This window comes from candidate division WOR-3 bacterium (assembly GCA_039801365.1).
Classification (GTDB): Bacteria; Hydrothermota; Tepidihabitantia; order Tepidihabitantales; family Tepidihabitantaceae; genus JBDRUN01.
In genome coordinates this window covers 13,981-30,472 of sequence record JBDRUN010000021.1, presented here as the reverse complement: position 1 = coordinate 30,472, position 16,492 = coordinate 13,981, and the positions used below count along the sequence as shown (strand labels likewise).

General features: G+C 58.9%; 12 protein-coding genes and 1 rRNA gene. 2 read left to right on the top strand and 11 right to left on the bottom strand.

Annotation, left to right across the window (positions count from 1 at the left end; all coding sequences use genetic code 11):
- Together ABIL25_04460 and ABIL25_04455 are read left to right on the top strand one after the other, a co-directional pair.
- Positions 1–1,210, top strand: a 16S ribosomal RNA gene (locus ABIL25_04460); the annotation flags it as partial.
- Between the two features lie 177 nt (positions 1,211–1,387).
- Positions 1,388–2,089, top strand: a complete 702-nt coding sequence (locus tag ABIL25_04455) for a peptidylprolyl isomerase (GenBank protein MEO0081531.1) — start codon at positions 1,388–1,390, stop codon at positions 2,087–2,089.
- 41 nt (positions 2,090–2,130) lie between these two features.
- Here ABIL25_04455 and mtnA read toward each other — a convergent pair whose 3' ends face one another.
- From mtnA to ABIL25_04400, 11 genes are all read right to left on the bottom strand, one after another.
- Positions 2,131–3,237 carry an S-methyl-5-thioribose-1-phosphate isomerase gene (gene mtnA, locus ABIL25_04450; protein ID MEO0081530.1) on the bottom strand — a complete coding sequence of 369 codons (1,107 nt, stop codon included), beginning with the start codon at positions 3,235–3,237 and terminating at the stop codon, positions 2,131–2,133.
- A gap of 21 nt (positions 3,238–3,258) precedes the next feature.
- A complete protein-coding gene (locus tag ABIL25_04445; GenBank protein MEO0081529.1) occupies positions 3,259–5,907 on the bottom strand; it encodes a FlgD immunoglobulin-like domain containing protein in 2,649 nt (882 codons plus the stop codon).
- 431 nt (positions 5,908–6,338) lie between these two features.
- Positions 6,339–6,761 (bottom strand): OsmC family protein, encoded by a 423-nt coding sequence (locus ABIL25_04440; GenBank protein MEO0081528.1) that lies wholly within the window; start codon positions 6,759–6,761, stop codon positions 6,339–6,341.
- A gap of 42 nt (positions 6,762–6,803) precedes the next feature.
- On the bottom strand, positions 6,804–7,172 hold the full coding sequence (locus ABIL25_04435) for a NifB/NifX family molybdenum-iron cluster-binding protein (GenBank protein ID MEO0081527.1): 369 nt from the start codon (positions 7,170–7,172) through the stop codon (positions 6,804–6,806).
- Positions 7,169–7,981, bottom strand: coding sequence for an Mrp/NBP35 family ATP-binding protein (locus ABIL25_04430; protein MEO0081526.1), 813 nt, complete (start codon positions 7,979–7,981; stop codon positions 7,169–7,171). Before ABIL25_04430 ends, ABIL25_04435 begins: the two co-directional genes overlap by 4 nt.
- Positions 7,982–9,441: 1,460 nt before the next feature.
- Positions 9,442–10,296 carry a hypothetical protein gene (locus ABIL25_04425; protein MEO0081525.1) on the bottom strand — a complete coding sequence of 285 codons (855 nt, stop codon included), beginning with the start codon at positions 10,294–10,296 and terminating at the stop codon, positions 9,442–9,444.
- A gap of 13 nt (positions 10,297–10,309) precedes the next feature.
- Positions 10,310–11,569 (bottom strand): flagellar assembly protein T N-terminal domain-containing protein, encoded by a 1,260-nt coding sequence (locus ABIL25_04420; protein MEO0081524.1) that lies wholly within the window; start codon positions 11,567–11,569, stop codon positions 10,310–10,312.
- Positions 11,570–11,599: 30 nt separating this feature from the next.
- Positions 11,600–12,601: a hypothetical protein gene (locus tag ABIL25_04415; GenBank protein MEO0081523.1), complete on the bottom strand. Its 1,002-nt coding sequence runs from the start codon at positions 12,599–12,601 to the stop codon at positions 11,600–11,602.
- Positions 12,602–12,612: 11 nt separating this feature from the next.
- The gene (locus tag ABIL25_04410) at positions 12,613–13,167 is read right to left on the bottom strand and encodes a CsgG/HfaB family protein (GenBank protein MEO0081522.1); all 555 of its coding nucleotides are present in this window, start codon (positions 13,165–13,167) and stop codon (positions 12,613–12,615) included.
- A 191-nt stretch (positions 13,168–13,358) separates the two neighbouring features.
- Positions 13,359–14,927: a glycosyltransferase family 39 protein gene (locus ABIL25_04405; protein MEO0081521.1), complete on the bottom strand. Its 1,569-nt coding sequence runs from the start codon at positions 14,925–14,927 to the stop codon at positions 13,359–13,361.
- Positions 14,924–16,474, bottom strand: coding sequence for a hypothetical protein (locus tag ABIL25_04400; GenBank protein ID MEO0081520.1), 1,551 nt, complete (start codon positions 16,472–16,474; stop codon positions 14,924–14,926). The genes ABIL25_04405 and ABIL25_04400 overlap by 4 nt, the downstream gene beginning before the upstream one ends.
- Between the last annotated feature and the right edge of the window lie 18 nt (positions 16,475–16,492).

The window sequence follows — 16,492 nt, the reverse complement described above, 5'->3', positions numbered from 1 at the left end:
CTGCGACACGGTCCCCACTCCTACGGGAGGCAGCAGTCTAGAAATTTGGGCAATGGGCGAAAGCCTGACCCAGCGACACCGCGTGGAGGATGAAGTTCTTCGGGATGTAAACTCCTGACAGGCGGAACGATGCCGTACGGTAGTAACTGACCGGACGGTGACGGTACTGCCAGAGGAAGCACCGGCTAACTACGTGCCAGCAGCCGCGGTAATACGTAGGGTGCAAGCGCTGTCCGGATTCACTGGGCGTAAAGGGTGTGTAGGCGGTCTGGCGGGTCCATGGTGAAAGCTCACGGCTCAACCGGGAAACTGCTATGGAAACTACCGGACTAGAGGGCGGAAGAGGAGACTGGAACTTCCGGTGTAGCGGTAAAATGCGTAGATATCGGAAGGAACGCCGATAGCGAAGGCAGGTCTCTGGTACGCACCTGACGCTGAGACACGAAAGCTAGGGGAGCAAACAGGATTAGATACCCTGGTAGTCCTAGCTGTAAACGATGTTCATTAGGCGTGGGGAGTTTTCCCCGTGCCGGAGCTAACGCGTTAAATGAACCGCCTGGGGACTACGGCCGCAAGGTTGAAACTCAAAGGAATTGACGGGGACCCGCACAAGCGGTGGAGGATGTGGTTCAATTCGATGCTACGCGAAGAACCTTACCTGGGTTTGACATGCAGGTGGTAGGGACCCGAAAGGGAAACGACTTGGATTTACTCCTTGAGCCTGCACAGGTGCTGCATGGCTGTCGTCAGCTCGTGCCGTGAGGTGTATGGTTAAGTCCCGCAACGAGCGCAACCCCTGCCCTTAGTTGCCAACCCGCAAGGGAGCACTCTAAGGGGACTGCCTTCGTCAAGGAGGAGGAAGGCGGGGATGACGTCAAGTCATCATGGCCTTTATGCCCAGGGCTACACACGTCCTACAGTGGCCGTTACAATGGGATGCTACATCGCGAGGTGATGCCAATCCTGCAAAAGCGGCCATGGTTCGGATAGTAGGCTGCAATTCGCCTGCTTGAAGATGGAATCGCTAGTAATCACTGATCAGCATGCAGTGGTGAATACGTTCCCGGGTCTTGTACACACCGCCCGTCACGCCATGGGAGTCGGCAACGCCCGAAGACCCCCCTTGAGAGGGTCCAAGGCGGGGCCGATGACTGGGGCGAAGTCGTAACAAGGTAGCCGTACGGGAACGTGCGGCTGGATCACCTCCTTTCTAAGAGACTCGCACGACCCGGACACGCTACAGGTGTTGCTTCCGAAAGCAATGAAAGTAAAGAAGGCTCGGGGTGGGCCTTCTTTTCTTTTGCCGGATTCATTACTTGACATCGGCTACAGACCAGTAGAATCATGCCCGTCAGGCAGTCAGGAAACAGACCCTAGGAGGTTCATAGTGAAGACGGTCTTAGCGATTACCGCGCTCGTCATGTCCCTTGCCGGATGCGGTGGACAGAAGGCACAGCAGTCAGTGCCGATGCTGGCCGGACAAGCATCGGAAACTGCGGCCGTGGTTCCGGTCGAGTCCGCGGCCGGTGCGCCGACACCAAAAGGCCCAGCAGAACCTGTAACTAAAGGAGGCCCCCTGAAAGATACGCTTACGGCCAGCGCCCTGCCTGAAAATCTGTACCTTAACATTGCTGTCAAGGGCTATGGCAGGATGAAAGTCAAGTTTGCCACTAAAGACGCCCCCAAGAACGTCACCAACGTCGCCAATCTCGCCATCAAGGGATTCTACAACGGCTTGACATTTCACCGCATCGTACCAGGTTTCGTCGTCCAGGGTGGCGACCCGAAGGGCGATGGTACCGGCGGTCCGGGCTACACCGTGGAAGCCGAAATCGGCCGCAAGCACCTGAAGGGCTCACTTGCCATGGCTCGGACCGGCGATCAGGTTAATCCTCAACGGCGTTCCTCTGGATCTCAGTTTTACCTGTGTCTTCAGCCTTTGCCTCAGCTCGACGGTCAGTACACCGTGATCGGCGATATGGTCGAGGGCCTTGACGTGTTGGAGAAGCTTGGCCAGGTCAAGACGGGTCCAATGGACCGGCCGGTCGAACCCGTCGTAATGGAGTCGGTGACCGTTACGACCGAATAACTTCCGGTGACCTTCCCGCGGCCCGGACCTGCTCCGGGCCGCTACTTCTTATCGCGAAGTGTCCGGGCGATGTTCTTGATGTACGGTCGCCGGATGATGCCCTTCTCGGTTACAAACGCGGTGACGAACCGGCCCGGGGTCACATCGAACGCAGGATTGAATACACGCACGTTCCGCGGAGCGACCCGGGTACAGCCGAACGAGGTCACTTCTTCTGAAGGCCTCTGCTCTACCTTGATGTTCTTGCCGGTGGGACACGCTAGGTCGAATGTGGAACTGGGTGCTGCCACGTAGAACGGCTTGGTACATTCCTGCGCCAAGACGGCCAGCATCCGGGTGCCGACCTTGTTCGCAAAGTCGCCATTTCCCGCGACCCGGTCCGCGCCGACGACTACAACATCACACTTGGACATTATCGAAGCAGCCGTGTTGTCAGTGATAAGTAGAGCCGGGATCCGAGCTCGCTTCAGCTCAAGCATCGTGAGTCTTGCGCCTTGGAGCAGAGGTCGGGTTTCACACGCGACGACCCGGACGCGCCGACCTTGCGTGTGACAGGCAAAAACGATGCCGAGTGCCGTGCCTAAGCCAGGTCCGGCCAGAGCTCCGGTGTTACAGATTGTCAGCACCGTGGCCATATCAGGAACTAGCCGAGACCCGTGTCTGGCAATTGCCAGACTAGCTTTGACTTCCTGCTGCTCGACCTCACTGGCCGCCCGCACAACTCGCTGCCGCACTTCTGCCGGGCTAACGCCCGAGTCCGGAATACAGGCCATTACCCGCTCTACTGCCCACTTCAAGTTGACCGCGGTAGGCCTGGTCTGTACGAGCTGCCGCGCAGCCCGCGCAAGCCCAGCACGCAGCTGGCTGTCTGGAAGCCGATTCGCCTCGGCTGCGAGCCCGTACGCGGCAGCAACACCGATGTTGGGTGCACCGCGTACGGCCAGACGCTGAATCGCATCCGCAGCTTCGGCCGCGCTTCTTAGTCGTATGCGGACGATTCTGGCAGGAAGCTGGGTCTGATCAATGATTGTGAGCCGGCCATGTTCAAAAGATACCGCGCGCAGCAGGAACGAGGGAAGTCTGTTGATTTCTTTCACTGTTTCCCAGTTGTCGTTTAACCGCTCACTCGTGGCGGGGTACGACCGCATCTGGCATGCATGAATGCAAGGTTAGCGCACCAGTAAGACTCGAGTAATTTCCGAGCATCCGCTGCCTGCGCGGATGAAGTAAGCACCGGCTGGGACCGGGCTGCCGGCATCATCAAGGCCATCCCAGGACACCGAGCTGACGGCGGAGCGCTGGCGGCCGACAGCCAGCGTACGCACGAGGCGGCCCAATGCGTCAGATATCCACAGGTCTGCCGGAAAGGAAGCGGTAAACTGCACGTTGATGATTTTGCGGAACGGGTTGGGACTTGCCTGTACCCCACGATGGAGCATATTTTTTCTCTCGTTGCACCCGCTCAGGGGCAGAGTTTGTGCGAAGATGTCCCAGTTGCCGGACGTAAGGTTCTGCCATGCCACCCACATACTGGATGGCGTCGCCGCGATGTCTGGATTCATATCTGGGCCGGGGATTGCCGCAACCGGCTGCGCTCTTGTCCACTGGTCGGACACGAAGTACGAGTAGTAGCAGTCCCAGTTCCCCGGACGCGCGCTCATCCATACAACCCATGGCTTGCCTTCGACGTCGGTGCACACCCTTGGCCTCACGTCAAGACTTGTATCTGAGTCCACCACTGCCGGCGTTGACCAGTTCAAGCCGTCGTACCGGCTGTAGCAGATGTCACCGTTCCCTTGGTCAAAACTCTGCCAGCATACTATCGGCTGGCCTCTAGGTCCGACCGCAACCGCTGGCCGGTATGCCTTACGCTGCGCACCTGAAACTGGGCCGGTAAGGTACCACAGACTACCTGACCGGTACTGCGCCCAGATTTCCGCCGCGCCGTTGCGCAGACTCGTGTACACGACCCAAACCCTGTTGTCTGGAGTAGCGGCTGCACACGGATACAGGTCAGTTGCGCTGTCCCTGGTGATATTCACAGGAGAACTCCAGGTCGAGCCGTTGTAGGACGAGACAAAGACGTCTGCGAAAAGGTCCCGGCGGCTGGTCCATAGGCACCAGAGGATGCCGGAAGAATCCCGGGCAAGGCTTGGTGCAAGGTCGGATGAGCAGTCTTCGGACAGTTGCTGGGCCGCGGACCACGAGCTGCCAGTCCAGATACTGTAAGAGAGGTTGTAGTGGTAGTCGTCGGTGAACACCGCCCAGACCGCTACCGGCCGGCCGGCTTGGTCCAGACCGAGTACCGGGTCGGTTTCCCAGTAGTAGGCATTACCGACGTTGTACGGACTCGACCAAACACCGCCAGACCGAACCGAGGCGAAGATATCAAACCGCCCATTTGTCGAACTCCGGCCAGATTTCCATATTGCCCATACCTTGCCGTCCGGCATGCTCATGATATCCGGACTGTCGTCTGTTTCCGGATGAGTGCCCACCACCTCGGACAAGCTTGCCAATTCTCCGTCCGGTTCTCCTGTTTCCTTCTCTTTCTCTTCGCAGGAGGAGAGCGCGCGCAAATTGGCGCTCGACCCGCTTGCATCTGAACCCGGGTCTGCAGCTCCACAATAATTCTGTCCGCCATGCGGCTTCAAGGTTGGGTCGCCGACAATGTTCAGGCCGTAGAACCAGTCCCGGTCCGCCTCAGCCCACTTCACCATCCAGAGCCGGAACGCCTCGCCGATGCATTTTCCCTGTCCGAGCGGGGTATAGAAGTCGGCAAAGTGGAGCAGCGAACCGGTTTTGGTACTGCCCACCGCGGTAAGACCGTAGTCGTCTTGGAACACGTCCCACCCGACAGAGCAATTCTCTTCGACGAACCTGGTCCCGGAACAGGCAAACAGGTTGTAGAAGTGCGCCCGAGGTCGAATCGCATACACCTCGGTGTTGAATACCGTGCCCGAATAGCCGGTCGGCGTGCTGAACGTGTGCCCCCAAGGCGAAGAATGGCTGCATACCTGAATCCACTCGTAGCCGGCAGCCAGCCTTGCCCGATAATCCGATGCCCGGGTCGTATTCTGATCGGTAACTGTAGTCACGTTCGCATAGACGAGATTTAGATTGCAGTTGCCGAAACTGGTCCAGTCGTCGTCAACGTACGCGAGCGCCCGGTCCGGCAGCACAAGGCCGCCGGAGCGGTACGCGTGGTTCTTTGCGAAATACCGCCGCATCAGTCTGACCTCATCGTCCCAAGTCAAGGGTAAGGCATCCAGGCGGCCGACCCAGATTTCCGGTGCAGTATTACCGGTGTGGTCGTCGTACAGGCCGTCCGCATCCGCATCAACCCAGGTGCCGTTGAGGTCCATGAAGAAAAGTTCAATCGGGAACTCCTCACCTGTCGGTGTACCCCAGCCGTCTTCGTACCACGCGACCGGCAGGTCGCCGACCAGTACCGCGCCAGCAATGTCTGTGACCGCGGCCAGGTGGTTTCGCAGCGCGACGTGAGAAAACCCCCGCATCGTGTCAATCCGTACTGCGTAACCCGCGGAAACAAGGTCAGTTTGATACTGACTCAGTTCAGCCGTAATCTGCGGATAAAGTTCCGCATTGACCACTACATCCACGACGTTACCGTCACCGATTTGCGTCACCGAGCCGATGCACGAGGCATCAGTCAAGTGTTTGTGCGTCTCAACCCACCTAGCATAGTTCAGGGGCTTTCTTCCCTGTGGGTCGGTCCACTCAAGTCGCTTCACCTGTTCGCTCGCGCCGGCAGGACTGGAGACTAGCAGGAGAAGCGTCAGAACGATTGGCGTCAAATCTCGCCTCAAGCGGTTCAGGCGGATTATAGCGCTATCCGCGTGAGGGCGCAACTCCTCGCGTTACCTCACCAAGAATGTACTCAAAAGGAAACGTAGTTTGACCATCATTTGGCCGAAAGTAGTCGGTTATAAGTGACACTAACAATGCATGCCGCACACAGAGAACTGCCCCGCCAATATGCCCAAGAAGACAGAAAAACCAGAGCTCTTAACCAAGTGCTACAGCTTGCCGGACATAACCGTTCCTCCGCCACACCGTTGCTGGTGTGGAAGGAACTCGCTCCGGAAGACAAGCTTCGACTCAAGAAAGTTAGTGGTTCAACCCGGCCGAGCTGAAGTGAGAGAGTAAGCGGATACCGCGGCAGCTACTGAAAGAAGATGGTCAGGCTGCACCGATTCGACTCGCCCGATTCCAAGCTGGCCAAGTGTTATGGCTCGACCACGCGCCAGGCAAAGTTGACCGGGCAGGCCTTTCTGAGCATGGCCGACACCGAGCAGTATTTCTCCTGTGAGAGTTCGATTGCCCGCTTCACCTTTTCTTCATCAAGGTTGTGGCCGGTAACAACGTACTCGATGTCTATTCTCCGATACACGGTCGGATACTCCTCGGTCCGGTCGGCAGTGATGTTCATTTCCAGGTTCGTGAAGGGCACGCGCATCTTGTGCAGGAGTGACACTACGTCCATTCCGGTACAGCCGCCAAGACCGAGGAGCAGCAGTTCCATCGGCTTGGTCGCCGAATTATCGCCGCCAAAATCAGAACCAGAGTCCATCGGCACTAGGTGGTTCGATCCGGCCCGGCCGATAAACGTCATCCGCCCGGCCCAGCGGATATGTGCTTCGTGTCGCATTGTAAGCTCCGTCGCTCGATTATTCTGATGTGGACGGAGAAGTCAAGAACATCGGCGACACTGGTGGCCGTGGCCCTGCTCGTCGTGGTCGCAGCACGACACACCGCGTTGAAGCCGACCCTGAGCAAAGTCGGCGAGCACGTTATCTACCGGGCCAGATACGCCCATCCATACATCAATGCCCTTCTGTGCGAACAACTTCTGGGCGTGTTCACCCATGCGGCCGCAGATGATTGCCTCAACGCCATCTGTTGCCAGGAACGCGGGCAGGGCGCACGGTTGGCCCGCAGGATTGCGTACCACCTTCTTGCTGCTGACTCTGCCGTCTGACACCTCGGCCACAGTAATCTCCGGGCAGTGGCCGAAATGAGCCGAGACCTGTCCTGAGTCGGTCGAGACTGCTACTTTCATTTTGCCTCCGATTCGATGATTCTTGCAACCACTTCCATCATTGCCTTTGCTGCCGGCGAGTCCGGGTTTTCGATGACGAACGGCTTGCCGGTATCGCCGCCTTTGACGATGGAAGGGTCAACCGGCACCTGCCCGAGCAGGGGCACGAGCATCTCACGCGCCATCCTGCCGCCGCCGCCCTGTCCGAATAGCTCGATTTCCTTGCCGCAGTGCGGACAGACAAGCCCGGACATATTCTCTACCACGCCGAGCACCTTGAGCTTCAGGAGCTGGGCAAAGTTCACCGCCTTGCGCGAATCAAGCAGGGCCACGGCCTGGGGCGTGGTGACGACAAGCGCGGCAGTGGACGGAATGAGCTGGGCGACAGAAAGCGGCTCATCGCCGGTTCCGGGCGGCGAGTCAATGACCAGCCAGTCGAGCTCGCCCCAGTCAACGTCGGTGAGGAGTTGGACTATCGCCCGCATCTTTAGCGGGCCTCGCCACACCACCGGCGCGTCACCTGACTCAGTGAACATCGCCATCGAGACTACCCGGATCCCGTTGGCTGACACTATCGGCAGTATCTTGCCAGCTGGACTAACCTCGAAGCGAACGTCCTCGGTGCCGAGCATCTTGGGTACGTTCGGGCCGTGGATGTCTGCGTCGAGCAGGCCGACCTGGCGACCTTTCAGAGCCAGGCCTGCCGCAACGTTGACCGCGACCGTGGACTTGCCTACACCGCCCTTGCCACTGAATACCAAGAGCCGGTTGCGGATGTGCTTCAGGTTTTCCTCAATTCTGACCTGCTCAGATGGAACCTGTCCTGTCATGGTCGTATCCTTCCTCTGCTACGCCTTCCTCTTTCCTTTTCCTTCCTAGGTCAGGAGAAGAAAGGAAGTGAGGGCAAATCTCCTTCTCCTCGCAGAGGCGGGAGCCGCCTCGCCGAACCCGGTCCAGTAGCCAGCGCCTTGCCGTGAAGCACGGCGTCGGCTGGATGCGCTTGACTTCGGACAAGGTGTCGTCATATTGTATCGGTGATGCAGGCGCGAGGCAAGCTAAGTACGAGTACGCTCAATGAGCAGGATACATGGGCAGCACTCTCAGCAACCGAGGAGGCAGCATTGACAGATTCAGAAATGGGCCAGCACCGCCTAAGGCCTGGGCTCTCTTGAAGGGTAGTGCAAGTATGATCTTCCATAGTGTCACGTGTCCGTACTGCGGAACACGGGCCAACGTACCAGAAGTATCAGTCCCAATTGTGTGCCGATGTGGGAAGCGGTACGAGCTGAGAGACAGCATGGCGAAGAAGCTACCCAGAATTCTCTGCCCCGGATGTGGAAAGAACACTGAAGTGTCGTCAGAAGTACTCGATGGTCTTAATATGGGGCTGAACATCGAAACGGCAAGCAAGGTCTGCGGCCACATGTTCAAGCCGAGCCGGCCTGCGGACGCAAGCTCCTCACGTTTGATGAGGTTTCTCGGCCGCGTGTTTCAACGCCGCGTGAGCAGCAACAAGTCAGAATCACCGTAAGAACGTTGCTGGTGACGCCTGTCGAATTCCAGAGTACCGTCAAGAGACCGACTGCGCTCATCCGATTTCGGGACAGTGGCGATTGGCGTGGTTCTTGGCCCAACCATGGGATTCTGCGCTACTGCTACGCCCTGCTGGTCAACCAAGCGCTGAGCTGAACGACGTATGGCGCCTGATGACCATTTTCCCCAGTGACAGAAGGTCAGGTGAGCGCGAGTTTCCCGGACCCCACAAGCATATTTACCATTCGTGATTCGCAACCGCTGACTCGGGTAAGCCGGCTCTTTGCACTACACAACCCAGCCTCAGCGTGGGTGTGGTGCGGGCCTCCAAAACGAAGGCGAAAGCGCAGAACTGAGTAGGAGAGTGAGCAGGTGAAACAGCTTCTCAGTCCGCCTGTGTCTGAGCTCCAGTCAGATCTACGGAGACAGCGGTGGCTGAAGCTCGACCGAGAGCCCTGGCCACCGTTTCTGTCAGAGTCGGAGTCCATCCAGCCCGGACCGTTCGGTAAGGACCAGCGGTGACAGTTGAGGCGAGAGCAGAGCACAGAGCCTCGGGCAGAGCAGAACGGATACCAAGTCGAGGGGCAGACGGGATAGCAGCTGCGGGGCAGGGATATGAAATGAGCCTCCCGGAATGTACTATGTTGCAGTACAGTAGGTTGCGACATCCCGACTGGCTGACTCCCTGCGACACCGATGTATCATCCTGGGGTGGTTGAACCGGGGAAGGGGTTGTTTGTGACCTCTGCCCAGTCTGCTATTTCACATGGAAAGTGACCGGCTTGGGGCACACCGCGCAGCCAAAGGTTCCTAGTGCGCCCGAAACATTGCCGCCGGAAAAAAGCAGATCGAGGCCAGACTTGTTCCACGCACCGTTTATTGCGGTCACGCTGAACACGTAGTTTCCAGGCACGAAGTTGCCCAGCGTGTCGGTAAACGCTGAGTCCGGAATTGTGCAGAAAGTGTCCCTGAGCGCATCGGCCCAGCCCCGGGCTACACTGCCCGAATCTGCCGGAACAATACCGACAAGGAACGCTTCACAACTGTCCGAATGAGTCCACACTGCGGCAACCGGGCCCGGGCCGAACGTGTCCCCGGGCTGGGGTCTTGTAATCGAGAAGCTGTCGGGCAAGAAGCCGTGCGCAGTTACCGTCTTGCCATCAGGCAGAGTGATTTCCAGGTCATACCTGGCCTCGTACCTAAGGTCCATTGTGGCCTTGAAGTACACACCCGGCACTCGCTCGCTGACAGGCTCGGAGTTGACCCTTACGTCGGCGCCGGCAATCGGCGCAATCTTGGCTGGAAACGCGTCGAAAGTCGAATCGCCCGGGTCAGGAGTTTCCATCCAGTCTTCACGGAATATGTTCTCGACCGTTGCCTTGCCGAGCAGTACCGAGGCAGTATTCGTTTCTGGGTCCAGCGTCTTCGAGACCTGGGCCGTGACGATTGTCTTGGACCAGCCCTCCTCATTGCACGAAAGCACTAGACCGAGCACAAGCGCCAGGAAAACGACTACTGATAGGTTACGGCCTACGACCTTGACATCAGCTTTCCTACGGACCAGCTTCTGAATTCTATACCCTGTACTCTGGCGCCACATTTCTTTCTCCATGTCCCTGCTTTCTCTAGTCCTTGAACCTTATCTCAATCCGGTTACCTTCGAAGCCCTTGACCTCAAACGGTACTGCAATGCCGCGCGTTGTTAGCCCGTCAAGGATCTCCGGCGAGCCAGTCTCGGAAACGACCTCGATCGTCGCATTCGTGCCGACAAGGTCCCGGCTCACGACCGCAACAACCCCGCGCAGCTTCGCCTGGATTTCCGTCTTTAGCTGCTGGACCCGCTCGAACGTTGCATTGTCCGCAACGATGATCGTCACGTTTTCGCGCTTCTTCCAGCCCGCAAGAATCTTCGAGATAAGAGCCGAAGCGGCTGAGTCGGCGGCCTGGCGCCGCGCCTCGTCCTCGCTGAAAGGCACTTCCCTGGTGAGCGCACACGAACCCAGTACCTCGGAACTGGCGGCGTTTATCGCCCGGGCCGCCAGCTTCACCTTGTAGAACTCAGCCGAGGTGCCGGCAAGACCAACCTGCTTGTTCTCGCTTGAACGCTGCACGGTGCCGGCAACAACCACCTCAGCCCCGGTTCGGAGTCCGAGCATCACCGCCGCGGTATTGTCACCTTCAAGCAGCTTCTTGAGCTGTTCCTTTTCGAGGTTCTTCCTGACCAAAGCCGCGTCAACAACCGGGAAACCTTTGGACTGGAACGCATCCATAATCATAGTCTCGACCATTTCCTGCGACATCATCTGATCGCTGATGGCGAAATTGGTCGGACTAGGCACTTCCTTGACCAGGACCAGGACGCGGGGCCGGCCCCGCTCATAGAGAAGAATGCCAATTGCGGCCAGGTCATCTTGAATTTGGTCCGTTTTCACCTTGGCCCGGAGAACAACACGGTATGTTGCACCTTCCAAGCCTTCAGTGACCACACGGTAGGAAGACACATAGCCTGTGGACTTTGCGTAAATACGGTCGGAGATAAGCTGGAAGTTCTGTACCCTGGTTTCTGAGGATACAAGCGAACCGACACCCTGCTCAACTGCCTTGCGCAGCGCATCCTTGAGCGCATTGTCCCTGGCAATATCCACCCCGCCCTGGGTTGGCAGCGCGGCCATGCCCTCAGCGAGCACCTCGGTTCCTTCTCCACCTGAAACTACCACTTCGGCTGAGGTCTGGCCTGCAGGCAGCGTCGGTCGCGGCGCTGACGTCGAACTCACCGGGTACATGCACCGGCCAAATACGAGTAGCACACCACACGCCACAAGCCGCAAGCACCGGATTGCGCAGTCCCGGACAAAAGGTCTGTTCTGACTTCTGCTCTTATTCATCGAGTACTCCCGGTTTGGCACTCCTGCTACCTAGAGCAAGACCTTGAGCAGAAACCGGCCCGCGCCGACAAGGTACTTGAACCCGTCTTTCAGCCACTTGAGCTTTTCGGCATCCTGTCTGCCGATGATGATGTCGGCGCCAAGCTTTCCGCGAACTTCCTTTACCTTCAGCACCAGGGGAAGTCGAGTAAGCTCAGGCCGGGACAGCACCTTGTCGAGGTCGTTGATGAACCGTATTGCGGCCTGACCGGTCGAACCCAGATGCGCAGCATACTGCCTAGTGTCCAGAAGCAGGTTGCCGTCAGCATCGTATATCTTCGGAAAGAGCGCCGGCTTCAGCCCGCTGGAACTGCCATCAAGCACCAGCCCGGAGTACTGGGCAAGAAACTGTCTCACCTGCGGTGACAGTGAACTGGCTGCGACATCGCCCGGACCCAGCACTGGAACAAGCGCATCAGCCAGACCGCTGCCGTACAGACTCATCTCAAGCTCAACTTCAACCGTGCCGGCAAGCGAGTCGTACTTCGCCGGCCCGCGCTGCCGGGCGCCCTTGACCAGACCCTCGACCCGGGAATACACCACATCGTAATCGGTCATGAGGTTCTCGACTCGGGTATCGGAGTCTACTCGCACACCCTTGACAATTTCCAGAAGGTTCCGCTGGGCGACCACGACCGCGGCCCGCTCAGCCATGAGCCGCGCCTGGGCCGGATTCGTTGCGCCCGGGTCAACCACACCCAGCCCCCGTGCCCGCACGACCTCGCCTGACCAATCAACTTCGCCACCCGGCACCGGCTCCGCCACCTCGCCCGGCTCAGCAAGCGGCGGCAGCGGACCAGGAACCTCGAACTGGGTTGTCTCGACCGGCGCGGTACTGGTCGGCAGCTCGGGCCTCACTATTGAACTCTGCTTCACCCCGGCCGTACCAGTCACGCAGCCCGCGGCCAGCGTAAGCACAAGCAAGCCAAGAGCCAACAGCTTCCAGGGTGACTGACGCACAAGGCCGGTGGGGTTTCTCTTTACAGTATTCATCTATGCCCTCCTCACTTGCGGCTCAACGGATATAGCGCAGTCTCAAGTGCCATCCTGAGTGCGCCGGCCGCGCCCTCGAAATTCGACCCCTGGCCGACCGCTGAGTAAAGAACCTCGCCGGTCTCGACCGAGACAATTTTCACTTGCAGCTCGGCATCGCGCTGCTCGGGCGAGTCGTCCCAGAATGGGTCGTGCCTAACCTTGGTGATGTTGATGATCATGACTGCCTCGGCACCCAGAAGCTTGCCCAGTCGGGCTGCAGTCCCTGGGTCAACCACGCCGGTGTACGAGAACTGCTGCTCGGCAAGAAGTTTGTCAACGGCCGATCGGTCCACCAGTGAAAATCGGCCGGTCCGCATCAACACCATCCCGGCATAGTCATACAGCGCGCTACTCGCAGGCTCGGTAACATCAGCCTGCTCGGCCGGCGGAAATACCGCGACGCGCCACACCTGCTTTGAATCAAGACTGGGCGACTTTGCGAAGTTGGCCGGAACCTGCAGTGCGGCCATCTGGGAAGCTGAGAAGCACCCGGCTGCGGTAAGCCACCAGGCGGTGGCTGTCAACAAGCAGGTACGCCTCGCAGTGCGCTGCGTCCTGGTTTCTGGATTCTTCCTACTCGCTTGTCCTGCCATACTGGATTTCTCCCTTCGAAAAGCTAGAGCCTGATTATCCCCGCAACCGCGCTCCTGTCAACCCGGCTTCCACAAACAGGGCTCGAGCGTCCCAGGATTCAAGAATTCAGGTGTCCGTCCTGTCAGCGCCCTTGAGCCGCGGCGGTATCGCTGAACTCAGACTTGAGAACGTAGAGGATGGCCGGCCGCGACCGGTGGCCGACGCGCAGATGTAACGCACCGGTATCGCTGAACAAAGGACAGCGAGCAACGCGGTAGTACTGGTCAACATTCCCAAGGAAGCGCGATGGCCCGGCAAGACCAAGTTCGTCGAGAACTATCCCTGCGAACCGGCGGCCAGCTATCGCCTGCTCGATTTCGGCTTCCAATGTTTTCCTCACCGGGCTGTCCGGGCCGCGCAGAATGTCCTGCAATGCTGCCATATGGGCATAGCTGCCCTTGCCGGCCCTGACTGGCAGGTTAACATGAGCCGGACAGTACACCTCGCCCGGCACCTCACGGATTCTGGCTACAACCTCCTCACCTGCAGCCAAGTCCCGGGCCGATGGAATCTGCCGGCCCGGGTTGTAGATGAGTAGCCCGAACTGGGTAAGAAACGTCGCGCCCAGAATAAGCTCTGCGACCACCCTTGGCACTGGTTTGACTTCAGCCGCAATGTCAAGCAGTGCGCTGTAACCCAGTCCAGATCCAAGCGCCAACCCGCATACTGCCGGAATCAACACGTTCAGGAATCCACCGGTGTGAAAACGCGAACTCCACGCGCCGGCCACAAGCCCGACAAACAGCGCGAGGTAGAACCCGGTAGCGTGCGGGATGCGGAACCGCGCTCGCGCCCGGAACAAGAGCACGGTCAGGATGATCGAGGGCAGCATCCGGCCCAGGTCTGAAGACCAGAACCCGGTATAGTGGATTGGTGCCCAGGCGTGCGCCGACGGCAGGGTGAAGATGTAGTAACGGTACCAGCCGTGAAAGACGATATTCAGAGCAAGAACGGTGAAACCGATGCCACCCAACGCCGTGCCGACAAACCAGAGCGAATGCCAGCGCAGGTGGAAGACAAGATAGACAGCTAATGGCACCGTGAGAAACAGTGCCGTCTGCTTGGCGTAAAACGACAGCACAACGAGAAGCCCCGCAATAACATGACCCCATCCGGGCCGCGTGGCACGCAGCAAAAGTACGGCAGCAAGAAACAGTGCCATGAACAGGGTATCGCACCGCGCAATGTCGTACCAGAAGCCGGTCAACGGGTACGCGGCAGCAAGCAGACCTGCGGCGCAGACCGCTGGCACAACCCGGCCGGTCTCGCGGAAAACAATGAGCCAAGTGAGACCGAAGCAGGCAATCGTGGCAAGAAATGCAACAAGGCGCAAAGCCAGATAGCTGGTCCCGAAGACTTGGGCAAATGCCGCGGACACGTAGTAGTACAGCGGGCCGTAGATAAACGTCGTGAATTCGAGTGAGGGCGTGGCGTAGAGCGGCCTGCCGGCAAGGATGTGCCGTACCGACTCCAGCATTCCGCCTTCCATCCACTCAAGTTCGAAAGGAAAGCCCATCCGGCGCAGCGCGACCCAGACGAACGTCCCGACCGCAAGCCCCGAAGCGACCAGCAGCAGCCAGCCGATGGCTCCTGCCGGCATGCGCCGGCCCGGGCCGTATTCGGACCTTCGCACCGCCGGGCGACTAGTCACGGCTTCCTCAACTCAGAACTTTCGGGCCTGATTCGGTAGATTTCGGCATCGGGGAGTCGGATATTGTCCGGCTCGACCTTGAGGGCACGGCCAAGCTCGGCCGGCGTTGCCAGCGCATTCGAGGATGTGTTCTTGAACCATACAAGCAGCGCCGGGCTGCTGCCAAGTGACCGGCGGAACGAAACGAGGTCGTCCTTGCGCAGTGGACTTCGCTCGGCCGGGATGCCCACACACACTCGCAGGGCCAGCGGTTCGTTGGTGAAAACTCGTAGCTCGGTCGGCGGCGGATCGGCCTGAAGCCACTTGACCGTCGCGGACTCACGCCACTGGTCTGAATTGTACCCGCCGGTGCCATACGTAACCCAGTTGCCGTATACTGTGGAAACATGGGTCAGAGGATAGCTAAGCCAGAGCAGTCCCAGCGCAAGCGATGCAAGTTCCGCTAGACGGGCATGACTGAGCTTTCGGGAAAGGTATGATGCGAGCCAGTCAAGGCCGGATATCAGAAGGTAAATTGTAACTACAAAAGCTGGCACCATGACCCGGTCCGGAATCGGGTCGAAGTTCATCGGTGGCTCAGGCACAAGCAGAAAAGCACCGAACGCGGCCAACCAGACAACGCTCGTGCGTCCGAACCACGCAAGCCGGTCAGTCCGCCCCCGGTTGCGGCGCAAGACTAGGAGCACCAGCACGACAACAAGGACTACTGAAAGCACCAGCCCGAGGATGCCGAGCCAACGAGTAAGCCGGGGCTGGAAAAACCATTCACGCAGCGCCGTAAGGACACCCTCAAGGAAATGAACACGGGTTACCGGTACTCTTGTGCCTGCCAGTGTACCGGTCAAGCTGATGTTTCGGCTAAGCCATGCGGCAAGCGGACCAAGACCACTCATTCCGAGCGTGGCCGCATACGCAAAGCGCGTACCGGGCCGCACACCGGGCATAAGCGCGACTGCAACGATACTGGCAAGCGCCACACTCACACCTGAGTAGTGTGCCAGGCAGGCCCCTGTGACCACAAGGCACACCGGAATGAAAGTACTGACGCGTGGCGCAACTGCGAACCGGCTGAACAGCACAAGAAAGAGGACGACGAACAGATTGAGGAGCGTATCGGGCCAGGCCATGACTGCGACCGCAGCCAGCGGGTGGGAGATGAGTATTGCCGCAGTTCCAAGCAAGGCCAGGCTACGCAGCCGAAACGACCCCAGAAACACTTTGCCGGCAAGAAAAACAATGAGTCCGAACGAGAGCGCATTCATAAACCGCACCGCTGACCAGGTGTCAATACGACCGACACTGGCAAGAGCAACCAGTGCCGGAAACAATGGTGGCCACTCGACCATCGGTTGTCCATCTGAAGCCAGGAACCCTCGGCCGGCAATAACGTTCTTCGCCGCCCACAGCAGGTTGGTGCCGTCAGGCCACAACCCCGGCCCGTACTTGGCCGTGCCAAGTAGCACTAGCCCGGCCGCGGCAAGCCCCATCGCGACCACGGCGAGCTTGGCCACAAGCCCCGGTGGAGTCGGCCGGTCCTTGTCATCCATATCCGGGCGCTGACACCT